The organism is Mesorhizobium sp. B2-7-3 (assembly GCF_006440715.1).
Lineage (GTDB): Bacteria > Pseudomonadota > Alphaproteobacteria > Rhizobiales > Rhizobiaceae > Mesorhizobium > Mesorhizobium australicum.
Genome location: NZ_VFTY01000006.1, coordinates 422,266 through 443,405, shown reverse-complemented (window position 1 = coordinate 443,405; position 21,140 = coordinate 422,266). Strand labels below are relative to the sequence as shown.

The 21,140-nt window shown below is 62.3% G+C and carries 21 protein-coding genes; 9 read left to right on the top strand and 12 right to left on the bottom strand.

What is annotated here, in order from left to right; genetic code table 11:
* Nucleotides 1-67: 67 nt before the first annotated feature.
* Nucleotides 68-1,546, bottom strand: coding sequence for a sugar ABC transporter substrate-binding protein (locus FJW04_RS16975; protein ID WP_015319197.1), 1,479 nt, complete (start codon nt 1,544-1,546; stop codon nt 68-70).
* Between the two features lie 184 nt (nt 1,547-1,730).
* Between FJW04_RS16975 and FJW04_RS16970 the strand changes: the two genes are divergently transcribed.
* The 5 genes from FJW04_RS16970 to FJW04_RS16950 all read left to right on the top strand — a co-directional run bounded on the left by FJW04_RS16970 (nt 1,731) and on the right by FJW04_RS16950 (nt 6,716).
* Nucleotides 1,731-2,441 (top strand): GntR family transcriptional regulator, encoded by a 711-nt coding sequence (locus FJW04_RS16970; RefSeq protein WP_015319196.1) that lies wholly within the window; start codon nt 1,731-1,733, stop codon nt 2,439-2,441.
* A 56-nt stretch (nt 2,442-2,497) separates the two neighbouring features.
* Entirely contained in the window at nt 2,498-3,664 is a 1,167-nt protein-coding gene (locus tag FJW04_RS16965; protein ID WP_015319195.1) for a mandelate racemase/muconate lactonizing enzyme family protein, read from the top strand.
* A gap of 55 nt (nt 3,665-3,719) precedes the next feature.
* Nucleotides 3,720-5,078 carry a mandelate racemase/muconate lactonizing enzyme family protein gene (locus FJW04_RS16960; RefSeq protein ID WP_140715447.1) on the top strand — a complete coding sequence of 453 codons (1,359 nt, stop codon included), beginning with the start codon at nt 3,720-3,722 and terminating at the stop codon, nt 5,076-5,078.
* Between the two features lie 102 nt (nt 5,079-5,180).
* Nucleotides 5,181-5,507 carry an NIPSNAP family protein gene (locus tag FJW04_RS16955; protein WP_140715445.1) on the top strand — a complete coding sequence of 109 codons (327 nt, stop codon included), beginning with the start codon at nt 5,181-5,183 and terminating at the stop codon, nt 5,505-5,507.
* Nucleotides 5,508-5,516: 9 nt separating this feature from the next.
* Nucleotides 5,517-6,716 (top strand): mandelate racemase/muconate lactonizing enzyme family protein, encoded by a 1,200-nt coding sequence (locus FJW04_RS16950; RefSeq protein WP_140715443.1) that lies wholly within the window; start codon nt 5,517-5,519, stop codon nt 6,714-6,716.
* A gap of 111 nt (nt 6,717-6,827) precedes the next feature.
* On the opposite strand, the gene FJW04_RS16945 is transcribed toward FJW04_RS16950, so the two are convergent.
* The 5 genes from FJW04_RS16945 to FJW04_RS16925 form a co-directional block, all read right to left on the bottom strand.
* On the bottom strand, nt 6,828-7,421 hold the full coding sequence (locus tag FJW04_RS16945) for a DJ-1/PfpI family protein (protein WP_015319191.1): 594 nt from the start codon (nt 7,419-7,421) through the stop codon (nt 6,828-6,830).
* Nucleotides 7,422-7,488: 67 nt separating this feature from the next.
* Entirely contained in the window at nt 7,489-8,439 is a 951-nt protein-coding gene (locus FJW04_RS16940; RefSeq protein ID WP_015319190.1) for a substrate-binding domain-containing protein, read from the bottom strand.
* 56 nt (nt 8,440-8,495) lie between these two features.
* Nucleotides 8,496-9,485: an ABC transporter permease gene (locus tag FJW04_RS16935; RefSeq protein WP_181172966.1), complete on the bottom strand. Its 990-nt coding sequence runs from the start codon at nt 9,483-9,485 to the stop codon at nt 8,496-8,498.
* Nucleotides 9,482-11,074: a sugar ABC transporter ATP-binding protein gene (locus FJW04_RS16930; protein ID WP_140715439.1), complete on the bottom strand. Its 1,593-nt coding sequence runs from the start codon at nt 11,072-11,074 to the stop codon at nt 9,482-9,484. Before FJW04_RS16930 ends, FJW04_RS16935 begins: the two co-directional genes overlap by 4 nt.
* A gap of 11 nt (nt 11,075-11,085) precedes the next feature.
* Entirely contained in the window at nt 11,086-11,787 is a 702-nt protein-coding gene (locus FJW04_RS16925; RefSeq protein ID WP_015319187.1) for a GntR family transcriptional regulator, read from the bottom strand.
* A gap of 154 nt (nt 11,788-11,941) precedes the next feature.
* Here FJW04_RS16925 and FJW04_RS16920 point away from each other — a divergent pair, with 154 nt between their 5' ends.
* Genes FJW04_RS16920 through FJW04_RS16905 form a run of 4 tightly spaced genes read left to right on the top strand, consistent with a single transcriptional unit; the run spans nt 11,942 to nt 16,120 of the window.
* Nucleotides 11,942-13,168 (top strand): iron-containing alcohol dehydrogenase, encoded by a 1,227-nt coding sequence (locus FJW04_RS16920; RefSeq protein WP_140715437.1) that lies wholly within the window; start codon nt 11,942-11,944, stop codon nt 13,166-13,168.
* A 17-nt stretch (nt 13,169-13,185) separates the two neighbouring features.
* Nucleotides 13,186-14,673 (top strand): NAD-dependent succinate-semialdehyde dehydrogenase, encoded by a 1,488-nt coding sequence (locus FJW04_RS16915; protein WP_140715435.1) that lies wholly within the window; start codon nt 13,186-13,188, stop codon nt 14,671-14,673.
* Nucleotides 14,674-14,682: 9 nt separating this feature from the next.
* Entirely contained in the window at nt 14,683-15,498 is an 816-nt protein-coding gene (locus FJW04_RS16910; protein WP_140715433.1) for an alpha/beta hydrolase, read from the top strand.
* A 49-nt stretch (nt 15,499-15,547) separates the two neighbouring features.
* Entirely contained in the window at nt 15,548-16,120 is a 573-nt protein-coding gene (locus FJW04_RS16905) for a hypothetical protein (protein WP_246673844.1), read from the top strand.
* Nucleotides 16,121-16,157: 37 nt separating this feature from the next.
* Here FJW04_RS16905 and FJW04_RS16900 read toward each other — a convergent pair whose 3' ends face one another.
* The 6 genes from FJW04_RS16900 to FJW04_RS16875 are packed head-to-tail and all read right to left on the bottom strand — an operon-like array spanning nt 16,158 to nt 21,134.
* On the bottom strand, nt 16,158-16,721 hold the full coding sequence (locus FJW04_RS16900) for a hypothetical protein (RefSeq protein ID WP_140715431.1): 564 nt from the start codon (nt 16,719-16,721) through the stop codon (nt 16,158-16,160).
* Nucleotides 16,718-17,290, bottom strand: coding sequence for a L,D-transpeptidase (locus FJW04_RS16895; RefSeq protein ID WP_140715429.1), 573 nt, complete (start codon nt 17,288-17,290; stop codon nt 16,718-16,720). The genes FJW04_RS16900 and FJW04_RS16895 overlap by 4 nt, the downstream gene beginning before the upstream one ends.
* A complete protein-coding gene (locus FJW04_RS16890; protein WP_140715427.1) occupies nt 17,277-18,440 on the bottom strand; it encodes an AAA family ATPase in 1,164 nt (387 codons plus the stop codon). The genes FJW04_RS16895 and FJW04_RS16890 overlap by 14 nt, the downstream gene beginning before the upstream one ends.
* Nucleotides 18,437-19,084, bottom strand: a complete 648-nt coding sequence (locus FJW04_RS16885) for a TadE/TadG family type IV pilus assembly protein (RefSeq protein WP_140715425.1) — start codon at nt 19,082-19,084, stop codon at nt 18,437-18,439. The genes FJW04_RS16890 and FJW04_RS16885 overlap by 4 nt, the downstream gene beginning before the upstream one ends.
* Before the next feature lie 2 nt (nt 19,085-19,086).
* On the bottom strand, nt 19,087-19,611 hold the full coding sequence (locus tag FJW04_RS16880; RefSeq protein ID WP_224595298.1) for a TadE/TadG family type IV pilus assembly protein: 525 nt from the start codon (nt 19,609-19,611) through the stop codon (nt 19,087-19,089).
* 8 nt (nt 19,612-19,619) lie between these two features.
* Nucleotides 19,620-21,134, bottom strand: a complete 1,515-nt coding sequence (locus tag FJW04_RS16875; protein ID WP_140715421.1) for a TadE/TadG family type IV pilus assembly protein — start codon at nt 21,132-21,134, stop codon at nt 19,620-19,622.
* Nucleotides 21,135-21,140 lie beyond the last annotated feature (6 nt).

Here is a 21,140-nt window from a genome sequence, read left to right as displayed (position 1 = left end):
GTGCCCTTGTTTTTCGAAAAGAACCGGCTGCGCTCTTGGCGCAGCCGGTTCGCAGGTCAGGTTGGGACTAGAGCCCGCCCATTAGGTCTTTCACCTTCTTGGCCGCATCGTCCGCTGCCTGGTCGACGGTCATCGCGCCGGTCAGCGCATTCTGCAGCATGTCCGGGACGATGATATTCATGATCTCGGGGGATTCCGGCAGCGCCGGGAAGGGGATGCCATAGGGCAGCATCGAAGTCGTGACATCGAGGAACTTGATATGGTCCAGACGTTCCTTCATCCATTTGGTCTTGAAGCCGTTAAGATTGCCCGGGTTCGAGCCGGCATAGGCCATCTTCAGCGACCATTCGGGGCTCGCCCACATGCAGATCATCGCCTTCGCGGCCGGCTCGTCCACCTTGCCACCCTCTACATACTCGGGCTTCAGGATGTGAATGTTCGAGCCGCCGAACACGACGGCGCGCTTGCCGTCAGGACCGGTCGGGATCAGGCCGTAGCGCATATTGTCGATGACGGTCTGCGCCTTGTCCTTGTCGGTCCCGGTCGCCTTGGCCTGCAGGTCGAGCATGACGTTGTAGTCGGACGGGTGGGAAACCATCATGCCCAACTGGCCGGCGACGAACAGAGGCTGGTTGTCGGCCTGCTGGTTGGTGAGCGCCGAGACCGGAACCGACTTGTCGCGGACATACATGTCGTATGAGGCTTGCAGCGCCGCCTTGCTCTGCGGGCTATCGAGTTCCACCTCCTTGTAAGTCGGGTTCGCGGTGGCTTCGTCGAAGACGCCGCCGCCATAGGCCCACAGCTGTGGCATGAAGCGATAGGGCGTATTGCCGGCATTCTTGCGAGCCACGAGGCCGTAACCGGCAATGCCGAGCTTGTCGTGGATCTGCTTGGAATATTTGACGACGTCGTCCCAGGTTGCGGGAGCCTTGTCCGGATCGAGACCCGCACGCTTGAAGATGTCGGCATTCCAGATGAACGCCATCGTCTCGTTGTTCGTTGGAACGCCGTATGTGACCCCATCCCAGGTCACGGCCTTCATGGCGCCGGGCCAGAAATCCTCGGTCGAATAGCCCACATCCTCCGGCTTGAGCGGCTGCAGATAGCCTTTCGAGGCGAATTCGGTACCGCCCAGGATTTGCAGGCGCACCGCCATCGGCGCGGCATTGCCCAGGAGCGCGGTGCGGAACTTGTCGAGAAGGTCGTTATAGGTGAGGGCCTGTTCCTCGAGCTTGATGTTCGGATAGGTCTTGCGGAAAGTCTCGAAGAAATCCTTGTAGTACTGGCGCAGCAGGTCGGGATCGCCCTCGAACACGCCCTGATACCAGAAAGTCAGTCGCCCCTTGTAATCCAGCGGCGTGACCTTGGCGCAATCGCCGGCCGTGTCGAAATCCTGTGTTCCCGCGATGGAGCGCACATATTCGGGCGACCATTTGCTGAGGTCGACCGGTGGCGCACCCAACGCCGATGTGGACATAAGTGATGCCGTCAAAATACCGACGACAGTGCCGCGCAGGACCGCACTGCCGAGCATGATCCTCGTCATAGGTATCCTCCCTGGTTCTCCGCCCTGCGATCGCGAGGATGGTTATTGCAGTACGGTGTATCCTCTCGACCACTTGGTACGTTTTCAGAACATGGATTGCCTGTCAACGCACGAGATCGTACATTGTTTATGGGAACCGTGCGTGATATCGGACAGACTGTGTATTAATTTGGGGAGCCGGCCCTTGGCCGAAACAGACGATTTCAAAGCAAAGCCACCCCCGGGGATCGACGCCACCGGAGCCTCCAGCGAGGGTGCCTCGCTTTACGAACTGATCAGGGAAGACATCATCGAGGGACGGCTCGCCGCCAACGAACGGCTTGTTGTGACCGATCTCGCCCGCCGCCACGGCACGTCGACCAATCCCGTGCGCGAGGCCCTGCAACTGTTGCGGGGCGAGGGGTTCGTCATCTTTTCTCCCAACCGCGGGGCGCGTGTAAGGCCCATCGATCAGGATTTCGTCCGCGATATCTACGAGATCGGAGTTCTGATCGAGCCAGCCCTGACGCGATGGTTTGTAGGTATGGCCACCGGCGAGGACATCGCCGAACTCGAACGCATACAAGGCCTGATCGAAGAGAACAATTTCGCCGACACGTTCAGGCACAGTGAACTGGATACCGCATTTCACACGGTGATGTACCAGCGGCACTATAACCGCCATGCCGCCGAGCTCTGGTGGAAGCATCGCGAAGTGCTGCGAGCGGTGAGCCGGCGTTTCAATTTCACGCTCGCGCGGCGTGCCGCGATCATTCGTGAGCATCGCGAACTCATTGCGCTCATCAAGACCGGGGAGGCCGACAAGGCAGCCGAACTCATCTCCCGCCACGTCGAGGGTTCCGGCCGGCATGTTCTCGAACAGATGCGTGCACGCAACGCCGCTCGGGCCGGATAGGACGAGGGGTCAGGTCTGGAACAGCGTGGTTGACCACTAGTGAAAAGGCAGTTGAAATGAAAATCACGAGCGTTCGGCCGTGGCTGATCAAGTCTGGTGCTTCCTATTGGGGGGAATTCCTGTTCGTCGAGGTAACGACAGACGAGGGAGTGAGCGGCTGGGGAGAGATCACCACCACCACGAAGCTCGCCAACCGCGCCCTCTGCACGATCCTTCGACAGATCGGAGCCGCCGTGACAGGCGAAGATCCGGCGCGTATCGAATGCCTCTGGCACAAGATCTTCCGCGGCTTCACCTATATGGGTAGCCGTGGCGCCGCGGTCGAATGCGTGAGCGCGATCGACATAGCCCTCTGGGACATCAGGGGCAAAGTCCTCGGCAAGCCGATCTACGAGCTGTTGGGCGGGCCGGTCCGCGATGAGATCGCGCTCTACACCCATCCCAACCAGGCCAAATTCACCAGCAAGGACGCTGTGGTGCGCGAAATCCTGGACATCGTCGAGTCCGGACATACTGCTCTCAAGTTCGACCCCTTCCCCCACCAGGGTCGCGATGCCGACGGTGTGTCGCGCGAACAGCGGGACGGCTATCTCGACGGCGGCATGACCCGCAAGGACGAGCGCGAGGCTGCCGAACTCACGGCTCTGATCCGCGAAACGGCAGGCCCCGACATCGACATCCTCATCGATGCGCACGGCCGCTTCGATGTTCCGACCGCCATTCGCCTCTGTCGCAGCCTCGAGGAGGCCGGCCAGATCGACTGGTTCGAGGAGCCATGCCCGCCCGAGAGCCTTAACGCCCTCAAGCAGGTTCGCGAGAAGGTCAGTGCCGCTATCTCTTGGGGCGAGCGTGGCCACACAAAGTGGGATTTCGTGCCGGTTCTCGAGAACAAGCTCGCCGACTACATCATGCCTGACGTCACCTGGACCGGCGGAATTACCGAACTCAAGAAGATTTCCGCTCTGTGCGAAGCCTACTACATCCCAGTCTCGCCCCACGACGCCGCGGGACCGATCAACGTGGTTGCGGGAGCGCAGGTGATGATGACCGTTCCGAACTTCTACAAGCTCGAAACGTCGGAGTGGAATTTGGGCAAGTACGATCATCTTATCGACAAGCCGCTCGATGTTTCGAACGGTAGCCTCAAGCTCTCGTTGAGGCCGGGTCTCGGCATTGAGATGAACCGCGATTACCTGCAAGCCCATGAGATCGAACTGGGCTAGCAACGCAATCGGCAGCATGCGGGCGACGACCCGCAAATCAGAACGGGGATAAGTCATGCCAAAGACGGATGGAGCCGACGAGGCCCTCAACCGGGTCAACACCAACTCGAAGCCGTCCGAGCTTCGCATCACCGACATGCGGGTGGCCGAGATCGTCGGTGCGCCGTTCACCTCGGCGCTGCTCAAGATCTATACCAATCAAGGCATCGTCGGGCTTGGCGAGGTGCGCGACGGCGCCAGCGCCACCTACGCGCTGATGCTGAAGAGCCGGCTGCTTGGCGAGAACCCCTGCGACATCGATCGCCTGTTTCGCCGCATCAAGCAATTCGGCGGGCACGGTCGGCAGGGCGGCGGCGTCTCGGCGGTCGAGATCGCGCTCTGGGATCTCGCCGGCAAGGCCTATGGCGTTCCCATCTACCAGATGCTCGGCGGCAAGTTCCGCGATCAGGTGCGCGTCTATTGCGATACCGATGCCGAGAAACCGAGCGGCACCGAAACCGGAAAGCGCCTCAAGCAGCGCATGGACCGTGGTTTCACCTTCCTCAAGATGGACCTGGGCTTGATGCAGATCGCCCATGTCCCGGGCGCCGTATCCGCGCCCGCCGGCGCGCTCGAAGGGTTTCATGCCAACCCGCGCGGCCGTGGCGGCACGCTTGAGGAGCGCAAGGCCCGCAATCTCGCCTACGACGCGCAGAACGTGCAGCACCCGTTCACCGGCCTGCATTTCACCGAGAAGGGGATCGACCTGCTCGAGCAGTACATCCACGAGGTTCGCGAGGTGATTGGATACGAGATCCCGCTCGCCATCGACCATGTCGGCCATATCTCGCTGCAGGACGGCATACGCCTGTCGCGTCGCATCGAGAAATACGTACCGGCCTGGCTGGAGGATGTGATCCCCTGGCAACACACCGAGCAATACCGACAATTGCAGGGGGCCACCACGGTGCCGATGTGCACCGGCGAAGACATCTACCTCAAGGAAGGCTTCGAGCCGCTGCTCAAGAGCGGCGGCCTCTCCGTCATCCACCCGGACCTGCTCACCAGTGGGGGTATTCTCGAGACCAAGAAGATCGGCGACATGGCGCAGGATCACGGTGTCGCCATGGCCATCCATATGGCCGAAAGCCCAATCGCCGCGATGGCCGCCGCGCATGTCGCGACCGCTACCGAAAACTTCATGGCCCTCGAATACCACTCCGCCGATGTCGAGTGGTGGGACGATATCGTCACCGGCCTGCCCAAGCCGCTCGTCAAGGACGGCTCCATCACCGTGCCCGACAAGCCGGGGCTGGGCATAGACGATGTGGTCGACGAGGTGATCAGCCAGCACCTGCAGCCCGGTGTCACCGGGATATGGCAATCCACCGAGCATTGGGACAATGAATATAGCTGGGACCGGACCTGGAGTTAGCCCAGACTCCTGCCCTCACTCTCCTTGGCTCACAGGGCCGACGACTGACCATTCTTGTCGACCTCTCCCAAGGGAGAGGCGAAGAAAGAAACGGACGAAACCATGATCTATGAACTGCGCATCTATGACTGCCTGCCGGGCAGGCTGCCGGCTTTGCTCAAGCGCTTTTCCGACCAAACGCTGGCCATCTGGGAGAGGCATGGCATCCGCCAAGCCGGGTTTTTCACCACGGTGATCGGCGAAAACAGCAATCGCCTCACCTATTTCCTAGCCTGGGAATCACTGGCCGAGCGTGAGGCGAAATGGACGGCTTTCGTCACCGATCCGGCATGGCACAGGGCCCGGGACGAGTCCGAGCGCGACGGGCAGATCGCTGCCAATATCAGCAGCCAGCTGCTCACGCCGACAGCTTTCTCGTCCGTGAGATAGGACTGCGGCATGAAAATCACCGATCTCCGCTGTGCCGTCATCGGGCGGCATCCCATCGTTCGCGTCGTCACTGACGAGGGCCTCTATGGACTGGGAGAAGTCGAGTTCACCAAGACCTACCTCAAGCCCTTTGTGCTGCATTTCCGCGAGGCGCTGATCGGCGAGGATCCGACCGATGTCGAGCGGGTCATGTTGAAGATCCGCCAACGCGGTTCTTTCAAGCCCTACGGCGCGGCGGTCAGCGCTATCGAACATGCGCTTTGGGACATTGCCGGCAAGGCCGCGGGCGTGCCGGCCTATAAGCTGCTCGGCGGCAAGGTGCGCGACAAGGTACGCGTCTATAACGGCTCGATCCGCCAGAAGCGCACAGGCGACCGGCCGGAGGACTATGCCGCAGACGTCAAATGGATGATGGAGCAGCCGCAGAACTTCTTCATGGTTAAGCAAGGAATCTCGTTCCATTCCAACATGAAGGACACCATCGAGGACTTCCATTACGGCGTGACGCAGAAGAAGGCCGGCTATCACGGCGCCATGGATCAGGGCGTGATCAGCGAACGCGGTTTCAACCACATGCTCGACTGCGTGATCGCGATGAAGGAAGTGCTGGGCGACAAGGTCAGCCTGGCACTCGACTGCGGCCCGGGCTGGATGCTGCCCGATGCGATCAAGTTTGCCCGCGCGGTCGAGAGGTACAATTTGATGTGGCTGGAGGACATGCTGACCGGCGACTATGTGCCGTGGGTCAATCCGCAGGCCTACCGGGAACTGACCACCTCCACCTCGACGCCGATCCATACCGGCGAGCAGATTTACCTCAGGCACAATTTCAAGGAGCTGATCGAGACACAGGCGGTGCGCGTCATCGGCCCCGATCCTGCCGACATCGGCGGCATTGCCGAGCTCAAATGGGTCGCCGAGCACGCCTATATGCACTCGATTCTGATGGCGCCGCATGGCACGGCGAATGGCCTGCTGGGCCTCGGCGCGCTGATCAACGTCTGCGCCACCTTGCCCGCCAATTACGTGGCGTTCGAATACCCCAGTGCCTCGGACCCCTGGTGGAACGACATCGTCATCGGCCTGCCCAAGCAGATCGTGAGGGACAGCATGGTGGATCTGCTGGAAGCACCGGGGCTAGGCCTCGATATCGACGCCGAAAGCGCCAGGAAGTATTTGCTGGCGGAGGATGCCGGATTCTTCGATTGACCGGCGACGGTGGCCCTCGATCTCACCGACCGAGGGCCCGCTTCAAAGACACGTGGATGCACATCCCATCACAACAGAAGCCGGCGCATTGTTGACGCGCGCCGACCTTGTTTAATTATGGCGAATCTCGGTCCCGAGCACCTTCAGGCATTCGCGGATGAAGGCAGCGAGGGCTGTCCATCCCTTGGCCGACACCATGGTTCCGTCGACATACGCCTCCGTCGGCGACAGGTCGATGTAGGTGCCGCCGGCCAGCGTCACTTCCGGTTCGCAAGCGGCGAGCGCGCCGACCTTCTTGCCGCGCACGACACCGTCCACGGCAATCAGAATCTGGACCCCATGGCAGATCGTGAAGATCGGCTTCTGGGTATCGTGGAAGTGGCGCACCATGGCTTGCACCCGTTTGTCGGTGCGGATGTATTCCGGGCCGCGGCCGCCGGCGCAATATACGGCGTGGTATTGATCGAGCTGCTTTTCCGCCTCGGCAAACGTCTTGTTGATCACCTGAAAATGGCCGAGCTTTTCGGTGTAGGTCTGGTCGCCCTCGAAGTCGTGCAGGGAGGTCTTGATGAGGTCTCCTGCCTTCTTGTCCGGGCAGACCACGTGGACCGTGTGACCGACGGCTTCCATTGCTTGCTGGTAGACGAAGATTTCGTACTCCTCGGTGAACTCGCCGGTGAGCATCAATATTTTCTTGCCTGACATGATCATGTCCTCTGTCGTGTGAAAGGGGCGGGGCGAGTCATGCTGCGCCCCGCATTGATTGCGTTCTTCAGAACGGAGAGTCGGGGAAGAAGTATTCCTTGGCGTTGTCCTTGGTGATCAGCGGCGCGTCCAGCTTGACGGCGCCGCGAACCGGGGCCTGGCCAACCAAATTGGCCATGGTCATGTATATGGCCGTCTTGATCATGGACGGCGGGTAGGGAGTCTCGACGGGGGTCATGGTGTCGCCGTCGATGACCTTCTTGACGATGTCCTTCATGCCGTTGCCGCCAAGCGCCAGCTTGATATCGGTGCGGCCCGACTGCTTGACCGCCTCGAGCACCCCCAGCAGCATGTCGTCGTCGTTCGCCCACACCGCGTCGATATGCGGATATTTGGCGAGGTAGTCCTGCATCAGCTTGAAGGCTTCGTCGCTGTTCCAATGAGCGTACTGAATGTCGAGAACCTTGAGGCCGGTCCCGGCGATGGCGTCCTGAAAGCCCTTGATGCGCTCATCGTCGATCACCGTTGGGATGCCGCGCAGGACAACCAGGTCGCCCCTGCCGCCAAGCTTGTCGATCATGTATTTCGCGGTGTTGCGCCCGACGGCGATGTTGTCGCCGGCGACGTAGAGGCCCTGGATGGTCGGGTCGGTCAGGCCACGGTCGACGACCGTGATGAAGGTGCCCTTCTCCTTGATGGCCTTGACCGGCTCAGTCAATTCTTCCGAGGAGTAAGGCAGGATCACCAGCGCATCGATCTTGCGTGAGGCGGAGAGATCCTCGATCGCCGACACCTGATCGGCCGCCGACGGCGACGTCTTTACGATGACCTCGACGCCGGGGAAAGCCGCGTTGATTTCCTTGGCGGCCGTCTGCGCGTGATAGACGACGCCGGCGGTCCAGCCGTGGTCGGCGGCCGGTATCGAAACGGCGATGACTTTCTTGTCCTCGGCCATGGCATGGCCAGTCAGCAGCAGCGTGCCGAGCGCGGCCGCAGCCATCCATTTTTTACAGAACATTTTCTTCTCCCAGATTGGACCTGCAAAGACCGCACCCGTGTGGTCCGGACACGGGGCTATTTCGAATTCGAGAGCCTCTGAATGAGCATCGCGATGATGATGATGACGCCCTGAACCGCGGCAACCAGGTACTCGGAGACGAAGTCCGACAGCACCATGAGATTGGCGATCAGCTCCAGAATGACGGCGCCGGCGACGGTTCCCCAGACATGACCCTTGCCGCCACGCAGCGCCGTGCCGCCGATCACCACGGCGGTGATCACCTGCAGTTCCCAGAGCTGCCCGGTGGTCGGCGTTGCCGCACCCAGTCGCGGTACGTAGCAGATTGCGGCGATGGCCACGCAGACGCCTTGGACGATGTAAGCGATGGTGCGCGTCTTGATGACGGAGATGCCGGAATAGCGCGCGACGTCCTCGTTTGCGCCCACCGCCGCACATTTGCGCCCATACTTCATCTTGTAGAGGACGAACGACGCGACCGCGGCGACGGCGACGGATATCAGGATCGGGATCGGGACACCGCCGACGGTGCCGAAATAGACCGGCCGATAGGCTTCGCGCAGCGACCGGTCGATCGGTATCGTGCCGCCGTCGGTCAGATAGGTGATCAACGCACGGAAAATGCCCATTGTGCCGAGCGTCGCAATGAACGGTTCGATCCGGCCTATGGTGACGATTAGGCCGTTGGCGAGGCCACACATAAGACCGACCAGGGTCGCCACGAGCATTCCAGCCGGTATCGCCCACAGGCCGGCGTGCGGCACCACCGCGTTCATGAACATGATGGTGATGCCGGTGACGAAGGCGGCCATCGAGCCGACGGAAAGATCGAGCCCTCCCGACGAGATAACGAACGTCGCGCCGACAGCGATGATGGCGATGAAGGCGCTGCGGGTGATGACGTTGGCAAGGTTGGTCGCGGAGAGGAAGTCTGGATTGATGAGGAAGCCGACCACCAGCAGGGCGGCCAATGCCAGGAAGGGACCCACGTCGGTCCAGGTGATGTTCAAATCACCGACGCGATGTGTGGATGGGGATCCGGTCATGACAGCCATTCTGTTCCTCCCTCGGCCTTCGGTCTCGGTTTCGGGCCGCTTGTCGCCAGCAGCGCCACATTGCTTTCGGTCATCTCGGCGCCTTGGACCTCGCCCGTCAGGCGGCCTTCCCGCATGACGAGGATGCGGTCGCAGATGCCGATCAGCTCCTGCATTTCCGACGAGATGACGATGCAGGCTTTGCCGCTGCCGACGATGGCGTGGATGAAGGCGTAGATCTGAGCCTTGTTAGCGATGTCGATGCCACGGGTCGGTTCATCGATGACGACCACAGAGGGGTTGGTGAGCAGCACCTTGGCGAGCAGCAGCTTCTGCTGATTGCCGCCGGAAAGCTGTCCCGCCTTCACGCCAGGGCTCTTGAGCCGGATATCGTAGCTCCGGACGGCCTCTGTCAGCGCGGCCGACTCGCGGCGTCTGCTCAGAGCCAATGCGGGATGGAACCGTTCAAGTGCGGAAAGCGTGAGGTTGGGCGCCAGCCGTTCCTCGAGGAGCAGGCCCTTGCTCTTTCGGTCCTCTGTCAGGTAGCCGATGCCTGCGTCGATCGCTTCGCGTTGCGAGCGGATCCGGACGGGCCGTCCCTCGAGTTCGATCACGGCGTGGGCCGGACGCAGGCCCACCAGCCCTTCGAACAATTCCGTGCGGCCCGCGCCGATCATGCCGGCAAAGCCAAGAATTTCGCCCCTGTGAACGGTGAAAGAGACGTCTTCGGCGTAGCCCGGGACGGTGGCGCTTTTCACGCTCAGCATCGGCTCATCGGACGGTGCACTCTTCTGCGGGTAGAGCGTTGCAAGCTCGCGGCCGACCATCAGGCGTGCCATGTCCATCTGCGTCAGGGCCGTGCCCGGATAGGTGCCGATCATCCTGCCGTCGCGCAGCACGGTCACCTTGTCGGCAAGCTGCTGCACCTCATCCAGCCGATGGCTGATATAGAGGACGGCCGTGCCGTGGGCCTTTAGCTGCCGGACGATTTCGAGGAGCCGATCCACTTCCTCGCCGGTCAGCACGGCGGTCGGCTCGTCGAAGATCACGACCTTGTAGTCGTCGAGCAGCGCGCGGGCGATCTGGACCAACTGGCGGTCGGCCAGCGAGATGTCGCGCACCAGCGCGGTCGGCGAGACCGCGCAGCCGATCCGTGCCAGCTTTTCGGCTGCCAGGCGCCGCATGGCGCGGTCGTCCATCACATGGCGGCGCGAAAGCTCGCGGCCGAGAAATAGATTGTCCGTCACCGTAAGCGCTTCGGCGAGCAGGATCTCCTGGTGGACGAGGGCGATACCGGCTTTCTGGGCCTGGTCGGGCTTGGCGAACGTCACCGGCCGACCGGCCATGGACAAGGTGCCGCGGGTTGGCTCGGCATAGCCGGACAGCAGCCGCATCAAAGTGGATTTTCCGGCACCGTTCTCGCCGATGATGGCGTGGATTTCGCCCGGCAGTATGTCGAGCGTGACGTCGGAGAGCACGGTCACCGGCCCATATTGCTTCGAGAGACCCTGAGAGCGCAGCACCGGCTCCACGGCCCCAGGCGCATTGCCGCCGGGCAGCGCACTTCCTCCCTCTCCGGCAATATTGGCGGTAACGGACATTCGTTCAGGCCTCAATCGAAGGCCGGCAGCAGGCGATCGCGCGAGTGCTCGATGTGGGCGCGCATTGCTTTCGCGGCGGCATCCGGATCGGCAGAGCCGAACGCGGCGAGGATCGCCTCATGCTCGTCCAGCGCCTCCTCGGTCACGCGGGAATGGTACATCAGGCGGAAAATGTGGAAGTGGGTGTGTTGAAAACCCAGCGTCTCGCGGATGAGCTCGTTTTCGGCGTATTCCATGATCTTGTCGTGGAAGATCGCGTCCTGCCTGGCGAAGTTCGAATAGCGCAGGCGCTCGTCCTTGCCCTCGCGGCGCGACATCACGCCTGCGGCCTCCAGCAGCGTGCCGAGTTTGGCCTCGTCCATCGTGGCAGCGGCTTTCGCCGCGCCGTGCGGTTCGAGCAGGAGACGCATTTCGTACAATTCGTCGAAACGACGCCGCGTGATCTGCGGCGCGGCGCGATATCCGATCAGGTGCGTCTTCAGAACCAGTCCTTCGCCTTCGAGACGCCCCAGCGCCTCGCGGATCGGCGTATGGGAAACGTCGAATTCCTTGACCAGATTGTCGACGGTGATGCGCGAACCGGGCGCGATCTTCAGCGACATCAGCTGGGCGAAGATGGCCTCGTAGACGTCCTCGGCCAGGCTGCCGGCCCGCTGAATGCGGCCCGCTCCCGTGGGCGCTTCACCATTATTGCTCAAACTGACAGATTGCATTTTTCGCCTCTCGACTGGGGAGACTGCTAACACGAGGGTTTGACCGATGCAATACTATATCCTATACGATTTTATCGGCGCCGCTCAATTGAGGATTTTCGGTGCGGATTTTTGCAATGCGTTTCTCCGAAACTCCCCAAGGATGCAGCCTGTCATGAGCCTTCTCACAGCCCTCCGGCTCCCACGCGAAATTCTATTCGGAAAGGGACAACGTCATGCGCTGCCAGCCGTGGCCGGCCGCCATGGCCGCCGCGCCCTGGTCTGCACCGACGAGCGTTTCGCCGGCACCGGCGTGTTCGCCGAAATGATGGAATCCCTGCGGTCGGCATCGATCGACGTGCTGGTTCACGACGGTGTCCTCCCGGACGTGCCGCGCGATTCGGTGGCGGTCTGCGTCGAGGAAGCGAGGGGCTTCCGGCCAGATATGGTGATCGGCATCGGCGGCGGCAGCTGTCTCGATTTCGCCAAATGTGCCGCCTTGCTGATCAGCCATGGCGGCGAGCTGCGGGACTACTACGGCGAGTTCAAGGTCCCGGGGCCGATGCTGCCGCTGATCGCCGTGCCGACCACGGCTGGCACAGGATCGGAGGTGACGCCCGTTGCAGTGATATCGGATCCGGACCGGACGCTCAAAGTCGGCATATCGAGCCCCTATCTCATTGCTGCCGTTGCCGTCTGCGACCCCGAACTGACAATGACTTGTCCGCCGGGCCTGACCGCGGTTGCCGGTGCCGACGCGCTCACGCATGCGATCGAGGCCTTCACGGCCATGCGCCGGGACGGGGACTTCAGCCTGCCGCAGCGCCACGTGTTCATCGGCAAGACGCCGCTGACCGACCATTTCGCGCTGCTGGCCGTCAAACTTCTCGGCCGCAGCCTGGAGAAGGCGTGCATTGACGGCGGCGACGCCGAGGCGCGCTCCGACGTGATGATGGGAGCGCTGGCTGCGGGTTGCGCGTTCGGCACCGCCGGCACGGCGGCAGCGCACGCGGTGCAATACCCGGCCGGCGCGCTCACACATACGCCGCATGGGCTGGGAGTGGCGACAATGATGCCTTACGTCATGAGCTACAACAGCCGCGTGGCCGCGGGTGAGATCGCCGAGATAGGGATTGCTCTTGGCCTCGAGCCGAACGGTCGTGGCGTCGACGAAATGGCGGACGCGACCATCGAGGAGATCAGGCGCTTGTTTGCGGCGATCGGCATCACCCCGACGCTGGCCGGTCTGGGGCTCCCGGCCGACAAGCTCGACTGGACCGCCGAGCAGGCGCTCGGCATCGATCGCCTGATCAAGAACAACCCGCGCCCATTCGACCTCGCCGCCATGCGCCGCCTTGTCCAGGCGGCCTATGACGGCGATCTCACCGCCTGCGCCATGTGAACGTCAGGAACAAGACGATGAACCTTCCCTACAATGCCTTCCCTCTCGATCAGGACCCGTACGACGTTCGGGGCTTTCCGCACCGGCTCTACATTGGCGGACAATGGCTGCCGTCGTCCGACGGCGGGCTCATCGAGGTCACCGATCCATCCTCCGGCGCGGTGATCGCGGCAGTCCCCGATGCGACCCTGGAGGATGGCGCCGCCGCGGTCGAGGCAGCGGCCAAGGCCGCCAAGGGGTGGCGCGAGACAGCGCCGCGCAAGCGCTCGGAGATTCTCAGGCGCTGTTTCGAGCTGATGGTCGAGCGGTCGGAGACGCTTGCCATGCTGATCTCGCTGGAGAACGGCAAGGCCCTGCGCGACGCGCGCGGCGAGGTCGCCTATGCAGCCGAATTCTTCCGCTGGAACGCCGAGGAAGCGGTTCGTATCACCGGCGAGTTCGGCACCGCTCCATCCGGGACCAACCGCATCGTCGTCGACTACCAGCCGATCGGCATCTGCGTCCTCATCACGCCGTGGAATTTCCCCGCCGCGATGGCGACGCGCAAGATTGCACCGGCACTGGCGGCAGGCTGTACGGTCATTCTGAAACCGGCCAGCGAGACGCCGCTGACCGCCTATGCGCTGGCCGCGCTCTACAGCGAAGCCGGCGTACCGGACGGTGTCGTGAACGTGCTGACGACGTCGACACCCGGCCCCCTGACGTCGGCCATGCTGGCCGATCCGCGCGTCAGGAAGCTCTCCTTCACCGGTTCGACCGGGATCGGCCGGGCCTTGCTCGCCGAGGCCGCCAAACATGTGATTTCCTGTTCCATGGAGCTTGGCGGCAATGCGCCCTTCATCGTTTTCGACGATGCCGATCTCGATGCAGCCCTCGACGGCGCCATGATCGCCAAAATGCGCAATGCCGGCGAAGCCTGTACGGCGGCCAACCGCATTTACGTCCAGTCGGGTATCCACGATGCGTTCGCCGACGGCCTTGCGCAGCGCATGGCTGCGCTCAAGATCGGCGCCGGCACCAAGGCGGACACCGAATGTGGACCCATGATCACCAAGAAGGCGGTCGACAAGATCGACCGGCTGGTCAAGGACGCGGTCAGCCGGGGGGCCAAGATACTGTGCGGCGGCTCGGTGCCTGAAGGGGATGGCTTTTTCTATCCGCCGACCGTCCTGGCCGAAGTCTCGCCGGACGCCGACATGGCGCATGAGGAGATCTTCGGCCCGGTGGCGCCCATCACCCGCTTCGAGAGCGAGGCGCAGGCCATCCTCCACGCCAACAACACCGAATACGGCCTCGCCGCCTATCTCTACACCCGCGATGTGGCACGCGGCATGCGGGTGGCCGCCGAGATCGAGGCCGGCATGATCGGCCTCAACCGCGGCCTGATGTCGGATCCCGCCGCGCCCTTCGGCGGAGTCAAGCAGAGCGGCCTCGGGCGGGAAGGGGGCCAGCATCACGGCATCGCCGAGTTCATGGAGGCCAAATACATCGCTGTAACCTTCTGAGCGGACACCATGTCGAAGGACCCTTTTCGCACCCGTGACCACGTTGCCGATTTCGATGACATCGTGGCCGACATCGTCGCCCGCAGCACCGCGACGCGGGCTTCGCTGCCGATGCTGGCGGACATCGCCTATGGCCCGCACGAGGCCGAACGCCTCGACCTGTTCTTTCCGGAGGGACCGCGCAGGAACCTCCCGGTGCACATCTTCATCCATGGCGGCTATTGGCGCATGTTCGCCAAGAGCGACTATTCCTACATCGCCGAAACTGTGACGAGCGCCGGGGCAATCGCGGTCGTGATCGACTATGCACTGATGCCCGCCGTCAGGATGGCGGCAATCGTCGACCAGGTCCGGCGCGCGAGGCAATGGGTGCTGGATAATATCGCCAGCCATGGCGGCGATGCCGGTCGCCTAAGTGTCAGTGGTCATTCCGCCGGGGCGCATCTGGCGACCTTTTTGTTCGACGAGGGGTCGGCACGTCCGCCCTCGGCGGCACTTCTGCTCGGCGGGCTCTACGATTTGAAGCCCCTCCAGCAATCCTTCCTTGAGCCCTTGATAGGCCTGACCGACACGGAAGTCGGGGCGTATTCGCCGATGAGCAAATCCCACTCGTCGCGGACAAAGGTCACGCTGCTGGTCGGCGAGCGGGAAAACGAACCGTTTCACCTGCAGGCCAGATTGTTTGCCGATCGCCTGACGGAGCAGCGCCTGACGGCTTCGATCGGCATCGTCGAGGGGCGCAATCACATGGACAGCGTCCGGGATTTGGGTGTCAGGCATACAAAAGCGGGCACTTGGCTGTACGACATGATCCGAGCCGCTTGATCGGTCCTGTCTCAGCCGAAACCTTCCCCCGTTAAGCCTTGCGCAACTCATGGCGCGTAATCTGCGTGCCAGATTGCGAGGCACCATGAAGCGCCAACCACTATTGCTTTTCGCCTTTCCTGCCTGTGTCCTGCTGATCCTCGCGGCGGAGCGAATGGCCACGCTCCTGCTCGGAACCTACCCGGCAAGCCCCGATATGTGGAAGATCTGGCTTGCCTTGCATCCCTCGTCGGGCATGGTCTGGCAGCAGGTCGATGCCTATCTGGGAGGGTCGATGGTCCTGGATTTCGCTTTGCTGGGCGCGGCGCTGGGGATCTGCTGGATGGCAAGCCGGGCCAGAAAGTCGGCCGCATTCTTTCTTGCCAATCACGGCATCTTGATCCTCGCGGCGTCGATGATTTTCATCGGTGGCCGTTCGCAGACCGCCAGCACCATTGCCGCGTTCACGGCGCCGAGTGGCTTTCGGTTCTCGCTGATGATGGACTTCACCTGGCTGAACTGCCTGCTGGCGGTCATCGGGGTCACCGCCTGCGCCTATTGCCACCTTGCCTATATCCGTGAACTCGGCATGCGCGTTGAATCGCGGCGCGTCCGGATCATGGCACTGCAGCGGGATTTCTAGACCAGCGCAGCGCTACGGGCCGCGCGCAGGTCCCGACCTAGTTTATCTTGTGATAGGTGACCTTGCCTTCCGGCGATACGCTCCGCTGGTAGTTGGAGCTCGGCGCGGGAGGCGCTGCCGGAGCCGACCGCCTTCGCGTTACCCGCGGCATGTCCCCGATGGCAGGCTCCGCGTCGGCGGCGCTGGCGACCGCCGCCATGTCTTCGGCGGGCGAGGGGAGTTCGACCACGCGCGGCTCGTCGCCACCGTGATTTCCCGACATCTCCGGGGGCTGCCGGGCGATGTTGGCGTTGACTTCGCCGAAGCTCGCCCGCAGCCGGTCGTCCAGCGCCTCGAACCGGCTTTGAAATCCATTGTTGACGGTGTCGAGCCGCGCGCTCATGCGCTGCTCGAACTGGCCGAGGTCCTCCAGCCGCGCCTCGATCGCGCGCAGATCGTTGATGCCGCGGTAGAGATAGACGGCCGCGGTGGCGTTCAGCAGGGCAAACAGCGCCAGGCCGACAGAGACGGCAATAGCGAGCCTGGACCGGCTCTTCTCCCTGTCGAGCAACAGCGGTTCGACCGCTATCACAAGGTCGTCGGGATCGCTGATCGTCGTCATTGGACCACCACCTTGGTGCCGACAGGCACGCGCCTGAAAAGATCGATGACATCGGTATTGGTCAGGCGAAAACAGCCCGACGTGCCGTCGAAACCCACGCCCGAAGGGTCATTGGTGCCATGGATGCGATAGAGCGTGTCGCGGCCGTCCCGAAGCAGATAGAGCGCCCTTGCGCCGAGCGGATTGTACGGCCCCGAGGGCACCATGTCAGGCAATTCCGGCTGGCGGGCGCGCATTTCCCTGGGCGGCCGCCACGCCGGCCACTCGGTCTTGGCTCCCACCTGGACCGTACCCGTCCAGCCAAATCCATCGCGTCCGACACTGATCCGGTAGCGCAGGGCCTCGCCCTTGCCGGTCACCAGATAGAGTGCTTTTTCCTGCTTGCGGATGATGATGGTCCCGGTCTTCTCCTGGGTGGAAAACGCCACCGTCTTGCGCAGGCTGGGACCCATGGCCGGCAGAGGCGGACGGCTGTCCGCCAACGCGATCTGCCCGGCCGCGGGCGCCAGCGCCAGGCCAAGCAGGCAGGCGGCTGTCAGCCGCAAGCGATGGCTGCTAGCGGGCCGCATCGTCGAGCCGCTCGCGGAACATCTTCTTCAGGTCCTTGTTGAAGCGCGCCCGCCCATCCACTTCGGACGGCAGCATGGCGCGGTTCAGCGCGTCGGCCAGCAGGGCGTTGTCGAGGCCGACCGACTTGATGTGCGGCGCCTTGAAGATCTTCTCCAGCTCGCTGCGCGAGAAGTGGTTGCCGAACCATTTGCGCTTGTGCTTGTTGGCGACCAGCGTGATCGAGACGGCATTGCCGCGCAGCTCGCGGATCTTCTTGTAGAGCCGTTTGCCTTGCCGCAGCGAGGCGACATTGAGTTCGAAGACGATGAAGATCTCGTCGCTCGTCGACAGCACGGAATTGTGCCAGGGCGTTTCGATGTTCGGCAGGTCGATGACGATGTCGTCGAAACGGTAGGCGACGAGATCGAGCAGCCGGAAGACGAAATCGGCGCCCTGCGGCTCGAACGGCAGCTGCGGCCGCTCGAAGGCGTAGAGCGTCAGGCCGGAAGGCCGCGACAGCTTGATGACATCCATCAATTCGACGTCGAGCCGTTCCGGCTGGCCGATGATGCCGGCAAGGTCGAACTGGTTGAACAGGTTGAGATAGGCGCCGCAATTGGCGCTCTGGAAGTCGAGGTCGACCAGGCAGGTCGAGGCGGCGCGCTCGGTCGATTTGGAGGCCAGGAATTCGGCCGCCGACAGCGCCAGCGTCGTGGCGCCGGCGCCGCCGCTGGCGCTGATGAAGGTGATGATGCGGCTCTTGGCGCCCTGGTTGCCGCTGTCGTGGAAGGTGACGGCGTTGAGCAGTTCCTTGCCGTCGAGCGGCTTGTGCAGCCAGTCCGAGGCATTCATGCGCACCAGAACGCGTGTCTGCTCCGACGTCAGCTCGTCCGAAACCGCGATCAGCGGCACACCAGCCCACAGCGCGCGCCCCTCGACAATGCCTGGATTGCCAAGCAATTCGCCATTGCCGAGATCGAGGATGACGATGCCCGGGCGCGTGTCGGCCGGCGGCCCCTTGAGAAAATCGCCCGTCTCGGCAACCCGCACATCATAGATCGCCAGCGCATCGAGCCGCGTCGCCACATCGCGCTTGAAATTCGGATCGGAGGAAAACAGCGCGACCTGCTTGCGCTTGGTCGGCAAAACCTTGGTGTTGATGGCGTTCATGACGCGGTACTCTTCAAATCTTCGCCCGTGACCGTGCTCAGCATGGAGGGCATTGTCATGGTTCCGAATCCGTACAGTCCGCCCAGAAAGAAGAACCGGTAGGTCATGTTCTGCAGGTTGACGGTGATCGTCGGCACCGGACCGCCCAGCCGGGTCTGGTAGCCGAGTCCAGTGGCGGAATAGGTGATGACAACATTATTGCGTCGCAGGCCGGGGAAATAGTGGCACATGCCTCGCCGTATAGTGGGCGCCTGGGCCGCGGTGATAGTCGGACAGACATCGTTGTTGCTAACAGCCGTGTCTCCCCGGAATATGCGGCTGAAATTGGCAGCGTTGAACGTGCCGCCATTGCTGCAAGCGCCTGTGGTTCCGGTGTAAGTGCAGACGAAAGGTCCATATGCGCCAGCGACGACCGGCGCGCCGGGCAATGCGGTCGGCGCGGCAGCCGTCAGATTGGTCGGGATCGGATCGGAGATGGATGCCAGCCGCGCCCCAACCTGCACTGCCTTGGTCGCGGCATTCCATTGGTAGAGCGCGTAGCCGAAATCGACGAACCCAAGCGTCAGCGCAAACAGCAGCGTCGAAACAATGGCCATTTCCACCATCGCTGTCCCATCTTCCAATTTCGCGAAACGCTTCATCATCATCAGAACCGGATGTACCGCTCCTCATGAAAACCGTTCAAAGTGATCGGACCGATGCGCAGCAAGGACAGCATGCCGATGCCGCTATAGGCAAAAGTGCCCGCCGCTCTTACGATGCAGACCTGTGTCGTGGTAGAACGGTATTGTGTGGCGCCGGCAACAACGGCGTCATGGCAGGAGGCGGGGGCGGCTATGGTCACCGTCACATTCGCTTTTACCCAGCCTTTGACGCGTGCACTGCCCGTACCTGCCACGTTACCGAACACCGCCATATTGGTTGCGATGCTGGCGCAGTCGATCGCCGCAAGACCATTGTCGGTGTACATCTGGCTATTGCAACGGGCTGCAAAACGGGCGCCATCCGAAAGCCCGGCCTCCATCAGCAGCTTGTCGTGGATCAGATTGCCGAATTCAAAAACGCCCGCCGACAGGGGCACCATCAGCGGTAATATCAGGGCAGTCTCAACGAGCGTGGTGCCCCGATGGTCGCGTCGAAATCTCTGGAGGTGGCGGAACAGGGTGCTCATCATCGCCATCACCGGTAAAGCTGGGCTTCGTCGCGAAGGAAGTTGTCGAGCGTGCCCCGGCCGCCCTTGCCTGTGATGTCGACGAGTTCGACGTAAATCTCCTTGCCGCTCTTGATCGGCTCGGTAATGAAGAAACTGCCGAATGCACGCACCGGGACATCGTTCTGGTTGCCATTGAGCGCCAACTCATCGCAGTCGAGGATAGCGCCGTAGAGGATGCGCCGATCCGGTATCGAGATAGGGGCCTCGCCGCAAAGCGGGGTTCCAGTATCTCCAGATGTCGATTTGTCAGCGATCATGCCATGATCGATCTCGTAGCGATAGATTTCATATCGCGTCGCCGCGTTGACGCCGGAAGCGGTCCAAGGAATATCGGGGCCTGAGGGGAACGGTCGGGCGACAGGAGGGCTGCTGCCGGGTAAGATATGATTGGCTGCCCAATAGGCGCCAGGGTTCCAATTCCCGTCGCCGAGCGATCCCGCGTCGGTAGGATGAGTTGGGTCGAGCGGCGTGCAATTGTTTGGGTAACAGCTATCGCGCGTAAGCCCTGTTGTCCCTTCAGCAGCCGTATTGAAGCCAAGGGACTTCACGGCGCCGCTTTTACAAACCACGTCCTTGGCGCCCATGCGGACATTCTGTGACGGCGGGTCAGACGGGATATAGGTGGAGGTCAGCCCGAAGCGGGCGTTCAGACCGTCAAGCACAGGTCCGGCGTTCTGGCCCGGCTTCGTGTTGACGCCGTTTTGCCCAAAGCATGCAGCGGGCTTTACCCTAGCCATGGCTTGCTCAAGCGCCTTTGCACCAGTGCCAAGCGGCGAATCCAGGAAGGAGAAGTTGCCGGGGCCGTAGAACTTGTCACCCCGCAGGATGAGTTGCCGCCGCCGCTGGTCGCGGTTAGTGGCCGCCTGTTCGAGGGTGAGGCCTCCAGCCTCTTCGGTTTTCTCATAAGGGTTGCAGATAAAGACAGGGGTATAGTCGCAGACCGACGTGGAGAACCCGGCGACAGCTATAGCGCCGATGGTCCATGCGTTGTTGGCGCCGCCGGGCAATAGCGAGACAGGAAAGATAGTCGAAAACCCGACAGGCGTGACCCTGATCTCGACAAAGCGAGCAAGTTTGGCGTCCGCGACTTCGTTGGTGATGACATCGGCGGCGGAGATTGCTCGCGCATCGCCAGGAACGCCATTCACTGTCGTCGGAATGGATCGAAGATAGCGTCTTGTCACGCCGGCAGCCGCCAAGCCCTGCGGACCCGGTGTCGTCGTGAAGTTATACTGATTGCTCACCAATGTCGCCAGCGCCCGGTCGCCCCGTGTGATGCTATCGGAACGGCCGTCTAGCTCTGCTGCCGTCGCTAGCGCAAAGGAATCGGCGCCTTTCTGCAAATCGCTTTGCAGATTGTTAGCCCGGCTCATGTCGATCACCAGCAGGGAAAAGCCGATGATCGCCGGCAACATGATAGCCACTAGAACGAGGGCGATACCCCTTTGATCGTGCCAGAACGCGCGAATGGTTCGCAACATGGCGTT